Annotated in this window: 14 protein-coding genes; 4 read left to right on the top strand and 10 right to left on the bottom strand. The window is 61.5% G+C overall.

Annotated features, from left to right (window positions below):
- Positions 1–96: 96 nt before the first annotated feature.
- Positions 97–699, top strand: coding sequence for a peroxiredoxin (locus AA098_RS22000; RefSeq protein WP_003254945.1), 603 nt, complete (start codon positions 97–99; stop codon positions 697–699).
- 97 nt (positions 700–796) lie between these two features.
- On the opposite strand, the gene rnt is transcribed toward AA098_RS22000, so the two are convergent.
- The gene (rnt, locus tag AA098_RS21995; RefSeq protein ID WP_010952252.1) at positions 797–1408 is read right to left on the bottom strand and encodes a ribonuclease T; all 612 of its coding nucleotides are present in this window, start codon (positions 1406–1408) and stop codon (positions 797–799) included.
- A gap of 59 nt (positions 1409–1467) precedes the next feature.
- Positions 1468–2514, bottom strand: a complete 1047-nt coding sequence (gene pyrC / locus AA098_RS21990; RefSeq protein ID WP_003254943.1) for a dihydroorotase — start codon at positions 2512–2514, stop codon at positions 1468–1470.
- 130 nt (positions 2515–2644) lie between these two features.
- On the opposite strand from pyrC, the gene AA098_RS21985 reads away from it, so the two are divergent.
- Together AA098_RS21985 and AA098_RS21980 are read left to right on the top strand one after the other, a co-directional pair.
- On the top strand, positions 2645–3586 hold the full coding sequence (locus AA098_RS21985) for an OmpA family protein (RefSeq protein ID WP_004575662.1): 942 nt from the start codon (positions 2645–2647) through the stop codon (positions 3584–3586).
- An 874-nt stretch (positions 3587–4460) separates the two neighbouring features.
- Complete coding sequence (locus AA098_RS21980) at positions 4461–5678, top strand: argininosuccinate synthase (RefSeq protein WP_003254941.1); 1218 nt, start codon at positions 4461–4463, stop codon at positions 5676–5678.
- Between the two features lie 67 nt (positions 5679–5745).
- On the opposite strand, the gene AA098_RS21975 is transcribed toward AA098_RS21980, so the two are convergent.
- Positions 5746–6228: a hypothetical protein gene (locus tag AA098_RS21975; protein ID WP_064615001.1), complete on the bottom strand. Its 483-nt coding sequence runs from the start codon at positions 6226–6228 to the stop codon at positions 5746–5748.
- Between the two features lie 368 nt (positions 6229–6596).
- Here AA098_RS21975 and AA098_RS21970 point away from each other — a divergent pair, with 368 nt between their 5' ends.
- Positions 6597–7220, top strand: coding sequence for a response regulator transcription factor (locus AA098_RS21970; protein ID WP_064615000.1), 624 nt, complete (start codon positions 6597–6599; stop codon positions 7218–7220).
- A gap of 70 nt (positions 7221–7290) precedes the next feature.
- Here the strand turns inward: AA098_RS21970 and AA098_RS29610 are convergent, their stop codons facing one another.
- The 7 genes from AA098_RS29610 to metG form a co-directional block, all read right to left on the bottom strand.
- Positions 7291–7467 carry a PA3496 family putative envelope integrity protein gene (locus AA098_RS29610; RefSeq protein ID WP_003254937.1) on the bottom strand — a complete coding sequence of 59 codons (177 nt, stop codon included), beginning with the start codon at positions 7465–7467 and terminating at the stop codon, positions 7291–7293.
- 104 nt (positions 7468–7571) lie between these two features.
- On the bottom strand, positions 7572–8210 hold the full coding sequence (gene nth / locus AA098_RS21965) for an endonuclease III (RefSeq protein WP_003254935.1): 639 nt from the start codon (positions 8208–8210) through the stop codon (positions 7572–7574).
- A gap of 4 nt (positions 8211–8214) precedes the next feature.
- On the bottom strand, positions 8215–8739 hold the full coding sequence (locus AA098_RS21960; RefSeq protein ID WP_003254934.1) for an Rnf-Nqr domain containing protein: 525 nt from the start codon (positions 8737–8739) through the stop codon (positions 8215–8217).
- Positions 8732–9334, bottom strand: a complete 603-nt coding sequence (locus AA098_RS21955) for an RnfABCDGE type electron transport complex subunit G (RefSeq protein ID WP_004576225.1) — start codon at positions 9332–9334, stop codon at positions 8732–8734. The genes AA098_RS21960 and AA098_RS21955 overlap by 8 nt, the downstream gene beginning before the upstream one ends.
- Positions 9331–10302, bottom strand: coding sequence for an RnfABCDGE type electron transport complex subunit D (locus tag AA098_RS21950; RefSeq protein WP_060546245.1), 972 nt, complete (start codon positions 10300–10302; stop codon positions 9331–9333). Before AA098_RS21950 ends, AA098_RS21955 begins: the two co-directional genes overlap by 4 nt.
- A complete protein-coding gene (locus AA098_RS21945; protein WP_003254927.1) occupies positions 10299–10847 on the bottom strand; it encodes an Rnf-Nqr domain containing protein in 549 nt (182 codons plus the stop codon). The genes AA098_RS21950 and AA098_RS21945 overlap by 4 nt, the downstream gene beginning before the upstream one ends.
- Positions 10848–10953: 106 nt before the next feature.
- A complete protein-coding gene (metG, locus tag AA098_RS21940; RefSeq protein ID WP_054889542.1) occupies positions 10954–12993 on the bottom strand; it encodes a methionine--tRNA ligase in 2040 nt (679 codons plus the stop codon).
- Positions 12994–13078 lie beyond the last annotated feature (85 nt).

Raw genomic sequence — 13078 nt, 5'->3', positions numbered from 1 at the left:
TCATGAGAAGCCGTGTATGATGGTCGGCCTTTGTTGGATGTCGGGCAAGCCCGTCTGGCCCGGCAAACGGTTTTTCACCCTCATCAGGAGATTACAATGAGCGTACTCGTTGGTAAGAAAGCCCCCGATTTCACCGTTCCGGCCGTGCTGGGCAATGGCGAGATCGTCGATAGCTTCAACCTGGCCTCGGCCATCAAGGGCAAGTACGGCCTGGTGTTCTTCTACCCGCTGGACTTCACCTTCGTCTGCCCGTCCGAGCTGATCGCCCTGGACAACCGCATCCCTGACTTCCAGGCGCGCAACGTGGAAGTGATCGGCGTGTCGATCGACTCGCACTTCACCCACAACGCCTGGCGTAACACCCCGGTCAACAACGGCGGCATCGGTCAGGTGAAGTACACCCTGGCTGCCGACATGACCCACGAAATCTGCAAAGCCTACGACGTCGAGTCCGAAGGCGGCGTGGCCTTCCGTGGTGCCTTCCTGATCGATACCAACGGTGTTGTCCGTTCGCAGATCGTCAACGACCTGCCACTGGGCCGTAACATGGACGAGCTGCTGCGTCTGGTCGACGCTCTGCAGTTCCACGAAGAGCACGGCGAAGTGTGCCCTGCCAACTGGAAAAAAGGCGACAAGGGCATGAACGCTTCGCCTGAAGGCGTTGCTGCCTACCTGAGCGAGAACGCTGGCAAGCTGTAATTGCTGCGTGCATGAAAAAACCGGCCTTCGTGGCCGGTTTTTTTATGCCTCACTGTGCAGGTCTCTTACGGACGCGCTCGCGAATGCTTTTGGCAGATCAATCGTTGAAATCGCGCCAGCCGCCCATTTCTTTCCAGCGGTTGACGATGCCGCAGAACAGCTCAGCGGTTTTCTCGGTGTCATAACGTGCCGAGTGCGCCTCACGCCCGTCGAAATCGATGTCGGCGCTCTGGCAGGCTCGTGCCAGCACGGTCTGGCCATACGCCAGGCCCGCCAGGGTGGCGGTGTCGAAGCTGGAGAACGGGTGGAACGGGTTGCGCTTCAGGTCATTGCGCGCCACTGCTGCATTGAGGAAACCCAGGTCGAAGCTGCTGTTGTGGCCGACCAGAATCGCCCGCTTGCAGCCGTTGGCCTTGAGTGCCTTGCGCACGCCGCGGAAGATGTCGGTCATCGCGCTTTCCTCGCTGACCGCCATGCGCAGCGGGTGGTCCAGCTTGATCCCGGTGAACTCAAGTGCGGCCGGCTCGATGTTGGCGCCCTCGAACGGCTCCACGCGGTGGAAGTAGGTATGTTCGGGGAACAGGAAGCCTTTCTCGTCCATGCCGATGGTGACGGCGGCAATTTCCAGCAATGCATCGGTAGCGCTGTTGAAACCACCGGTTTCAACATCCACCACGACCGGCAGATAGCCGCGGAAGCGCTCGGCCATCGGATGGCGAGGACCGCTGCTGCCTTGGGTGTCCAGGTCGTCTTCGTAAAGGTCTTCGCTCACGCGTTTTTCTCCAGCAGGCGCCAGCGCAGTTTTTCGCCAGCGCGCAGCGGGACTACGGTTTGCTCGCCAAATGGCAGGCTTTCCGGAGCGGTCCATTCTTCGCGGACCAGGGTAATGGTGTCGGTGTTCGCCGGCAGGCCATAGAAGGCCGGGCCGTGCAGGCTGGCGAAGCCTTCCAGCTTGTCCAGCGCGTTACGCTGCTCGAACGCTTCGGCGTACATCTCGATGGCCGCATAGGCGGTGTAGCAACCCGCGCAACCGCAGGCTGCTTCCTTGGCGTGACGGGCATGAGGTGCCGAGTCGGTGCCGAGGAAGAACTTCGGATTGCCGCTGGTGGCTGCGTCCAGCAAGGCCACCTGGTGGGTGTTGCGCTTGAGGATCGGCAGGCAGTAGAAGTGCGGGCGAATGCCGCCGACCAGCATGTGGTTGCGGTTGTACAGCAGGTGCTGGGCGGTGATGGTCGCACCCACGTTGGCCGGGGCCTCGGTGACGAACTGCGCGGCATCGCTGGTGGTGATGTGTTCGAACACCACTTTCAGCGTCGGGAAGCGCTCGACCACACGGCGCATGTGCTCGTCGATGAAGCGCTTCTCGCGGTCGAACACGTCGATCTCGCTGCGGGTCACTTCGCCATGCACCAGCAGCGGCATGCCCACTTCCGCCATTGCCTCTATGGCCGGGAAGATGTTGTCGATGCTGGTCACGCCGGAATCGGAGTTGGTGGTGGCGCCGGCCGGGTACAACTTGGCGGCGTACACGAAACCGCTGGCCTTGGCCGCGCGGATGTCCTCGGGGCTGATGTTGTCGGTGAGGTACAGCACCATCAGCGGCTCGAAGCGGCTGCCGGCCGGGCGGGCAGCCAGAATGCGCTCACGGTAGGCGCCGGCCTCGGTGGCATTGCGCACCGGCGGCACGAGGTTGGGCATGATGATGGCACGGGCGAAGGTACGCGCCACGTCGCCAACGGTGTGGGGCAGGACGGCACCATCGCGCAGATGGATGTGCCAGTCGTCGGGGCGCAGGAGGGTCAGGCGATCGGACATTGGGGATTCCAGGCGGGTCGAACTCAAGCCCCAATCCTACCGGAAAACCCCGGGGCGAGCACGGCTATCAAGTTTTCCGGACAGCGTCCGATAGCCTGCAGGTAAGCCGTCAGAATTTGTGGAGCCGCCCGTGCGCCAGCGTTACCTAGCCCTGTTGACCCTGTTCGCCAGCCTGCCGGCCGGCGCACTGACTTTCCAGACGCGCATGGAGAACATTGCCTGGAAGGTCGAGGGTGACCAGTTCGAGTGCCGTCTGAGCCAGCCGATCGAAGGTTTCGGCAGCGGTACGTTCGTGCGTCGGGCAGGCGAGCAGCCGGTGTTCCAGCTGCGGTCGGACAGCAACGTACTGGGTGCCGGCACCGCCAGCCTGCTGGCTGCGGCAGCGCCGTGGCAACCTGGGCGTGGCGATATCAACCTGGGCAATGTGCGTATGGCCCGCAGTGGCGTGCTGTTCAGCTCCTCCCAAGGGCAGGCCAGCCGGCTGATCAACGGCTTGCTCGACGGGCGTAGCACCGTTGTGCGCAACTACACCGGTGAGGCGGGCAGGCCGATGGAGGTGCGTGTGCTGCCGGTCAGCTTCGCCAAAGCCTACAATGACTATCAGGTCTGTGCTGGCAAGCTGTTGCCGATGAACTACGACCAGGTGCGCCAGACCCAGGTGGGTTTCCCCGGGGGCGGTATCGAGCTGGATGCAGCAGCCAAGGCGCGGCTGGACGTGATCCTCGATTACATGAAAGCCGACCCGACGGTGAATCATGTCGAGCTCAATGGGCATTCCGACAACAGTGGCAACCGCCTGGCCAACCGCGACCTGTCACGCCGCCGCGCATTGGCCGTTGCCGATTACTTCAAGGCTAACGGTGTGCCGGAGGAGCAGATCACTGTGCGCTTCCATGGCGAACGTTATCCGCTCGCGAAGAACAACAGTGCGTCGAATCGGGCGCGTAATCGGCGGGTGAATATCGAGCTGGATCGGGTGGCGGTGGTTGAGAAACCGGTGGAAAAGCCGGTTGAGCAAGCGGCGCCGGTTGTTGCACCTGCCTCGGGCGTCCCGGGGGCGAAGGCGCCCTGAGATCTGGTCGGTGCATGTCATGGGCTCGCATCAAGGCCGCCAGGGGTTCGTCACAACATTTTCAGCGCCTGTGAGATCGAGCGCCGCCCGCGCGGCGCTTCGCGGGTAAACCCGCTCCTACGTTTGTTTCGGGCCAGTCCATCCTGTGCCTGGCGCGCGCGACCGCCTTGTTGGTACGACGCGATATCGAGATAGGCACCAAGGCGTTCGCGCGCGAATCCCACAGGCATAATTGGCCCGAAACAAACGTAGGAGCGGGTTTACCCGCGAAGCGCCGCGCGGGCGGCGCTCGGTCTCACAGGCGCAGAATGTGTCGAGGCGGACACCTGGCGGCGCTCGATCTCACAGGCGCAGAATGCGTCGAGACGGACACCTGGCGGCGCTCGGTCTCACAGGCGCAGAATGTGTCGAGGCGGACACCTGGCGGCGCTCGATCTCACAGGCGCAGAATGCGTCGAGGCGGACACCTGGCGGCGCTCGATCTCGCAGGCGCAGAATGTGTCGAGGCGGACACCTGGCGGCGCTCGATCTCACAGGCGCAGAATGCGTCGAGACGGACACCTGGCGGCGCTCGGTCTCACAGGCGCAGAATGTGTCGAGGCGGACACCTGGCGGCGCTCGGTCTCACAGGTGCAGAATGTGTCGAGGCGGACACCTGGCGGCGCTCGATCTCACAGGCGCTGAACTCCTCAAGGCATGCACGCTGCGGCTCGACGCCCCTCCATGGTCCTCATGCCACATCCCGCAACCGACCGCCCGTCGCCCCTACGAAAGTTCCTGTCGCTTTGTCGTCAGAAGCTGTCGCCCCACTGTAAATTTATCCGCAACGCCGGTAGAATCGGTCCCTTTCCGTACAACCCCGTGGAGTGATGGCATGGCGGACGTAAAAAAGGTCGTACTGGCGTATTCCGGCGGCCTTGATACTTCGGTGATTCTCAAGTGGCTGCAGGATACCTACAACTGCGAAGTGGTGACCTTCACTGCTGACCTGGGGCAGGGCGAAGAGGTCGAACCGGCCCGTGCCAAGGCCCAGGCAATGGGCGTTAAAGAGATCTACATCGACGACCTGCGCGAAGAATTCGTGCGTGATTTCGTGTTCCCGATGTTCCGCGCCAACACCGTCTACGAAGGCGAGTACCTGCTGGGTACTTCCATCGCCCGTCCGCTGATCGCCAAGCGCCTGATCGAAATCGCCAACGAAACCGGCGCTGACGCCATTTCCCATGGCGCCACCGGCAAGGGTAACGACCAGGTGCGCTTCGAGCTGGGTGCCTATGCCCTGAAGCCAGGCGTCAAGGTCATCGCCCCATGGCGTGAGTGGGACCTGCTGTCCCGCGAAAAGCTGATGGACTACGCCGAGAAGCACGGCATCCCGATCGAGCGCCACGGCAAGAAGAAGTCGCCGTACTCGATGGACGCCAACCTGCTGCACATCTCCTACGAGGGCGGTGTCCTGGAAGATACCTGGACCGAGCACGAAGAAGACATGTGGCGCTGGAGTGTCTCGCCTGAGAACGCCCCGGACCAGGCTACCTACATCGAGCTGACCTACCGCAATGGTGACATCGTTGCCATCGACGGCGTCGAGAAATCCCCGGCCACCGTCCTGGCAGACCTGAACCGTATCGGTGGTGCCAACGGCATCGGCCGTCTGGACATCGTCGAAAACCGTTACGTCGGCATGAAGTCGCGCGGTTGCTACGAAACGCCTGGCGGTACCATCATGCTCAAGGCACACCGTGCCATCGAGTCGATCACCCTGGACCGCGAAGTCGCTCACCTGAAAGATGAGCTGATGCCAAAGTATGCCAGCCTGATCTACACCGGCTACTGGTGGAGCCCGGAGCGTCTGATGCTGCAGCAGATGATCGATGCTTCGCAGGTCAACGTGAATGGTGTAGTGCGCCTGAAACTGTACAAGGGCAATGTGACCGTGGTTGGCCGCAAGTCGGACGATTCGCTGTTCGATGCCAACATCGCCACCTTTGAAGAAGATGGTGGTGCCTACAACCAGGCAGATGCTGCTGGCTTCATCAAGCTCAATGCACTGCGTATGCGCATTGCCGCCAACAAGGGCCGTTCGCTGCTCTGATTGCTGGTGTGTGCGAAAACCCCGGCTCAGTCCGGGGTTTTTTTATGCCCGCGCAAAGGTGGGTCGTTCAACTTCGATGGCTCACATCATCGCCCTCAAGTGCGCTGATCGAAAGCTGCGCACATTGACGTCTGTCCAGATTGCAAAAGCGCCAGACTCGCGTTGGCTCGGGCGGTTGGGCAAGTGCGTGCAAGAGTTGCTGCTCCATCATGCGATAGGCGTCGGGGCCGGAGAACATGAACGTGACAGGCTCGCCCTGTACCGCCTCACGGGCATCATTGGAAATCGCGGGTGTGGCCACACTGTTCAGTGCTGGCGTGTTGGGCTGTGCTGTGGTGTCGGGTAGCGGGTTGTAGAACGACTTGTAATTGAAGTTGAGCGTCAGAAAGAACAGTGCCGTCAGAAAGAATGGAAAGCCTACCAGGAACCAGGTGTAGAGCTTTTGGCTGGACTCGCCGAGAAATGGCAGTGTGGCAAGGGCGGAGGCTTCGATGATCCCCGCGAAGATGGCAATGATCGTCAGCGGGGCGACAGGTTGTGCTTGGGTCATATGGGCCGTCTCCAGCGGTTTTGTCCATCTTTACCTTACTGCTGTACTCAACTAAAGGCTGGATTGTTTCCCGGGGGAGGAATGATCGTCAGAGAACCTCGTTGTATGGCTTTTTCAACGTGTTTGAATCGGAAGTTTTCCTCTGCTCAAGATCAGTATTCAACTGGTACGTTTATGTCTGTGGGTGGTACCGTTTCTTTCGGTAATAAGTAATTTGTTTGTTACAACCCTAGTCATTATGTGTAGGAAGTTTCTGTAAGTTCTGTAGGCTTTTTCTGTCCATCGCTTTCGCTGGTAAATCGCCGCGCCAGCAAGCGTCCTGTCGGTTATCGTGGCGTGCCAAAGCAACAACAATGTATGGATATCGCATGAATAAAGTGCTTATCGTGGATGATCATCCGGTCATACGCCTGGCCGTACGCATGCTGATGGAGCGGCATGGGTATGACGTTGTGGCGGAGACTGACAATGGGGTAGCTGCGCTGCAGCTGACGCGGCAACACCTGCCGGATATTGTGGTGCTGGATATCGGTATCCCGAAGCTGGATGGCCTGGAGGTGATCGCCCGCATGGCGACATTCAGCCCGGGTAGCAAGGTACTGGTGCTGACGTCGCAGGCCCCCGGCAACTTTTCGATGCGCTGCATGCAGGCAGGGGCGGCGGGTTACGTGTGCAAGCAGCAGGAGCTTACCGAACTGCTCAGCGCTATCAAGGCTGTGTTGTCGGGTTACAGCTACTTCCCCAACCAGGCCTTGCATGCGTCACGTGGCAGGGGGGCGGGCAGCGAGACGGATATGGTGCATCGCCTGTCTGCGCGAGAAATGACGGTGCTGCAACAACTGGCGCGAGGGCGTTCGAACAAGGAGATTGCCGACAGCATGTACCTCAGTAACAAGACGGTCAGTACCTACAAGTCACGGCTGCTGCTCAAGCTCAATGCACGGTCATTGGTTGACCTGATCGAGCTGGCGCAACGGCAAGGTCTGAACTGATCGCCAAGCCTTGAAGCCTCCAGCCAGGAGGCTTTGCCAGGGCTATCGGTCCTTGACTACGGGACCCGCACTACAGGTCGTAATCGAAATCGGCCAACTGCTTTTGCAGGCGCCGTTCTTCCAGCATGTTGTCGATGGTGCGGCGTTTGCTCAGGTTGGTTTTTGCTGTTTCAACCTGTGGCTCCGCGTCATCGTCTGCGGCAACAAAATCATCATCGATCGACAGGTCGTCTTTATCGGTACTCATGAGTCGCTCCAAGCCAAGGGGCCATTGGCCGTCCTTATAACCAGAAAGCAGACGCTGGTAAAAAAGATTTTTTCAATCGACGTGAGTGGTTTTTGGCAATCGGCTCAATCGTCGGAGGTTTTGTGCTTGTACTCGCACAAATCTTCGATCCTGCAGCTGCCGCACCTTGGCTTGCGCGCCTGGCATACGTAGCGCCCGTGCAGGATCAGCCAGTGGTGGGCGTCGAGCAGGTAGTCCTTGGGTACAAACTTGACCAGTTTCTTTTCCACTTCCAGCACCGTTTTGCCTGGCGCGATGCCCGTGCGGTTACTCACCCGGAAAATATGAGTATCCACGGCCATGGCCGGTTGGCGAAACGCCGTGTTAAGCACCACATTGGCGGTTTTGCGGCCGACGCCGGGTAGCGCCTCCAACGCTTCGCGGGTTTGCGGTACCTGGCTGTCGTGGCGCTCGATCAGCAGCCGGCACGCTTCTATGACATTCTTGGCCTTGCTGTTGTAAAGCCCGATGGTCTTGATGTATTCGCTGAGGCCTTCAACGCCCAGGGCATAGATGGCCTCGGGGGTGTTGGCGACGGGGAACAGGCGGGCAGTGGCCTTGTTGACGCCGACGTCGGTGGATTGCGCGGACAGTGTCACGGCGACCAGCAGTTCAAACGGGGTCGTGTAGGCCAGTTCGGTCTTGGGGTCGGGGTTGTCTTCGTGCAGCCTGCGAAAAATCTCCAGGCGTTTGGCGGCATTCATGAAATCAGGGCTTTCCTTGACGATGTGGGTGGGCAGGGCCCGGAAGCAGGCGATTGTACAAGGCCAACAGCAGTCCCAGCAGCAGTAGCGCACCAGGGGCGAGGCTGGCCAGGTGCAGCTCGGCATGGTCAGCCAGCCATTGGCGGCTGGCGCCCAGCAGCAGGCAACTGGCAAAGACAGCGCCGAGGTGCGTTGCGAGCAGGCGCCAGCGGTGTTGGTCAGGCAGCAGGTGGTCACTGGCCAGGCATTGCAGGCACAACAATGCGGGATAGTGGCCCAAAGCAATGGCCAGCGGTAGCAGCCAGGCCCGCATGGCCAACTGCAGGCAACTGGCCAAGGCTGCCAGCAGCAGCAGGCTAGCCAGTACATAGGCCCAGCTGGCCATGTGTTTACGCAGTGGCGCCAGCAACAGTTGGTGCAGGCACCCCATCACTACTGCGCACAGGCCGATGGCCGCGCCTTCAGCCAGCGTTCGGGTGGCACCCAGCAGTGGCGCCAGGCTCATGGCCAGCAGGCAGAACCTATTCATGCGCGGCGCCCTCCAGCAATACACTACGCTGCTCGTCGAAATAGCTCAGCGTGTCCTGCAATGCGGCGATCACCGCTCGCGAGGTCACGGTTGCGCCGGCCAATTGGTCAAAGTCACCCTGGTCCCGCTTCAGTGCCCAGTGATCGCCCTGATCGCGGTTGTTGAACTGACTCAGCCAGTGCAATCGCGGATCTCCCAGGCGGTCGCCCAGCCCGGGGCTTTCCTGTTGTTCGACAACCTGGCTGCCGATCAGCCGGCCGTCCGTGGTGATGGCGACGCTCAGTACGATCGGCCCGGCATACCCCTGGGTCTGTGTGATCAGGATAATGGCGCTTGGCTTACCTGCCAAAGTGGCACGGTAAGCCGCCAGGATACGGCTGTTGGGCCGCTGTGCGGCGGGCCTTGGCAGTGGGCTTTCCAGCGGCTGGTTGTCATAGCTACCGTCGGGCAGCACGGCCAGCCGCTGGCGGCTTTGCAGCTGCTTTTCAGCGCCGGCGATGGCCGGACCGGTCCACTGCCGCCAGGCCAGGGTGGCAGACACTGCCAATACTCCAGTCAGCAGCAGCAGGCCCACATCCCGAACCCCGCGCTTCATCGGGCTGCCTGCTGACGCCGCACAGCCATACGATCGAGCGCCGGTGCCAAAAGGTTCATCAGCAGGACGGCGAACGCGGTGCCATCCGGGTAGCTGCCCCAGGTACGAATCAGGTAGATGAGCACCCCTGTCCCCACGCCGAAGCACAGCTTGGCCCAGTCGTCTCTGGGGCCGGACACTGGCTCGGTCGCAATGAAGAAGGCTGCCAGCATGGTCGAGCCGGAAAACAGGTGCAGCAAAGGCGAGCCATTGGAGTCCGACCCCGAACCGTTCCAGCCCAACAGGCTGAATACCACTAGCCCTGCTAGCAAACCTGCCGGCGCATGCCAACTGATCACCTTGCGCTGCATCAAGAACAGGCCGCCAAGCAGGAATGCCAGGTTGACCCATTCGCTGCCTGCCCCGCCAATGTTGCCAAAGCCTGGATGGCTGGCGAACAGCTCGTCGATGGTCAGGCTGCGGTTGTGGCGCAAGCCGTCGAGCAATGTCGGACGGGCCCAGGCATCGATCTGTTCGCCCCCAGCGAACACCTGCTGCACGCTGTCGAGCAGGCCTGGGGCCTGCCCAGGCCAATGGTTCATCTGCAACGGGAAGCTGAGCAGCACGAAGGCATAACCCACCATGGCCGGATTGAACAGATTTCGCCCGACCCCACCGTAGGCCTGCTTGCCGATACCGATCGCGACACTTGCCGCGATGACCGGCAGCCACCATGGCGCCAAGGTGGGCAGGGCGGCCGCCAGCAGCACGGCGGTCACCAGTGCGCTGCCGTCGTTTAGCGCCTGGCTCAGTGATTGGCTGCGCAGTGCCAGCAGCAATGCCTCACACAGCAGCGCGGCGCTGGCGCACAGCAACAGGTTCAGCATCATGCCCCAGCCATGCAGCCAAAACAGCGCCAGCAGTCCAGGCGTGCAGGCGAGCAAGACCAGGCGCATGCTGGTGCGTAGGCGCGGATCGGGGCTGCTCATTGGCCAAACATTCCGTTGAAACCGGAAAACGCCATGGCCATTACCCCGGCGCCGATCAATTCGATGGGCAGGCCGCGCAGCGCGTTGGGGATATCGGCGTGGGCGCTGCGCTGGCGCAGGTCGGCGAACACCATCAGCGCCAGCCAGAAGCCGCCCCCGGTCAGCAAGCCTTGGAGCAGCATGGTTGGCCAGGTGCCGTCGTCGCTTGTCTGTTGCAGGGCCAGCCCAAGCACTGCTGCATTGCTCAACAGCAACGCTGGCAACCCCACTACAGGCCAGGCCGGGCGCCACTTGGCCAATAGCCAGGGCAGGCCCCAGGCGAGCAAAGCCAGCCAGGGCAATAGCAGAAACAGGGCAAGATCGTGGATGTGCAACGGGGCAAGTACCGCGTGCACCAGCAACTGCGCGCCGATTACGCCCAGGGCGATGCACAGGGCGCAGGCCAGGCCGTGCACCTGCAGTTGCAGCCCGGAGAGTGGCTGTCGGAGCAGGCACAGGTGATTGATCAGTGCGGCGCTGATCAGGACCAGGATGTAGTCATTCATGAGATGACGATAGCCGGGAATCGGGCCGATTGTCCGGGTTTGGCATGAAGGGGCCTGCGTAATTGTGGGGGCGGGCAGGCCGCTCCCACAATGGCCCGCAGGGCGGTTACTTGATGCGCTGGCCTGGCTTGGCGCCGCTGTCCGGGCTCAGCAGGTAGATTTCTTCACCGCCAGGGCCGGCAGCCATGACCATGCCTTCGGACACGCCAAAGCGCATCTTCCGGGGTTTGAGGTTGGCTACCATCATGGTCAGGCGGCCTTCCAGCTTGGACGGGTCTGGGTAGGCCGACTTGATGCCGGAGAACACGTTGCGGCGCTCGTCACCAATGTCCAGGGTCAGTTGCAGCAACTTGTCGGCACCCGCCACGGCTTCAGCCTTGACGATCAGCGCCACACGCAAGTCAACGGCAGCAAAGGTATCGAACTCGATCTCTGCCGACAGCGGGTCCTTGGCCAGCTCGCCATTGCCCGCCGGGGCCTTGGCTTCGGCAGCCAGCAGGTCTTCCTTGCTGGCAGCGACCATGGCTTCGACCTTGGCCGGCTCGATACGGCTCATCAAGGCCTTGAACGGATTAAGCGGGTGGTTTTCCAGGCGTGTCAGGTGGTCGTTCCAGGTCAGCGGGGCCACGTTGAGGAAAGCCTCGGCGTCAGCGGCCAGCACCGGCAGTACCGGTTTGAGGAAGATCACCAGCTGGCGGAACAGGTTGATGCCTTGGGCGCAGATGGCCTGGACTTCATCCTGCTTGCCTTCCTGCTTGGCCAGTGACCACGGTGCCTTGTCGGCGATCCAGGCGTTGGCGCGGTCGGCCAGTGCCATGATTTCACGCATGGCGCGGCCAAAATCACGGGCTTCATAGGCTTCGGCGATGGAGGGGGCGGCAGCCAGGAAGGCTTCGGTCAGCTCTGGTGCGGCATCACCGCCGACCATCACGCCTTCGTTGCCCTTGTGGATGAAGCCGGCGCAGCGGCTGGCAATGTTGACGACCTTACCGACCAGGTCGGAGTTGACCTTCTGCACGAAGTCTTCCAGGTTCAGGTCCAGGTCGTCGACGCCACGGCCCAGCTTGGCCGCATAGTAGTAACGCAGGTATTCCGGCTGCAGGTGATCCAGGTAGGTGCGGGCCTTGATGAAGGTACCGCGCGACTTGGACATCTTGGCGCCGTTGACCGTCAGGTAGCCGTGCACGTTGACCGCGGTCGGCTTGCGGAAGCCGGCGCCTTCGAGCATGGCAGGCCAGAACAGGGCGTGGAAGTTGACGATGTCCTTGCCGATGAAGTGGTACAGCTCGGCCTTGGAGCCTTCGTTCCAGAAGGCGTCGAAGTCCAGCTCCGGGCGGCGTGCGCAGAGGTTCTTGAAGCTGGCCATGTAGCCGATTGGCGCATCCAGCCATACGTAGAAGTATTTGCCAGGCTCACCCGGGATTTCGAAGCCGAAGTACGGCGCGTCGCGGGAGATGTCCCACTCCTGCAGGCCGGAGTCCAGCCATTCAGCCAGCTTGTTGGCTACCGCGTCCTGCAGGGTGCCGCTTCGGGTCCACTGCTGCAGCATGGCCTGGAAGTCTGGCAGCTTGAAGAAGAAGTGCTGGGAATCACGCAGTACCGGGGTGGCACCGGAGATCGCTGACTTGGGGTTCTTCAGCTCGGTGGGTGCGTAGGTGGCGCCGCATTTTTCGCAGTTGTCGCCGTACTGGTCTTCGGCCGCGCACTTCGGGCAGGTGCCCTTGATGAAGCGGTCGGCAAGGAACATGCCTTTTTCCGGGTCGAAGTACTGGGTCACCGAACGGGTGGCGATGTGCCCGGCTTCACGCAGGCGCGAGTAGATCAGGCTCGACAGCTCGCGGTTCTCTTCGCTGTGGGTGGAGTGGAAATTGTCGAAGTCCACCAGGAAGTCGGCGAAATCGCTGCTGTGCTCGGCCTGGACGTTGGCGATCAGCTGTTCCGGGGTGATGCCTTCCTTTTCGGCGCGCAGCATGATGGCCGAACCGTGGGCGTCGTCGGCGCAGACATAGATGCACTGGTTGCCGCGCAGCTTCTGGAAGCGCACCCACATGTCCGTCTGGATGTACTCCAGCATATGGCCGAGATGGATCGATCCATTGGCATAGGGCAGGGCGCTGGTGACGAGAATCTGGCGTGGCTCGGACATGGTGGCTCGGCTACTTATCTGGCTACGGGGTAAAAATGAGGGTGATCGGCCACTATAAAGGGCTGGCGAAGATATTTCACCCCGC

Source organism: Pseudomonas sp. JY-Q, assembly GCF_001655295.1.
Taxonomy (GTDB): domain Bacteria; phylum Pseudomonadota; class Gammaproteobacteria; order Pseudomonadales; family Pseudomonadaceae; genus Aquipseudomonas; species Aquipseudomonas alloputida.
This window is presented reverse-complemented; position numbering and strand designations above follow the sequence as displayed.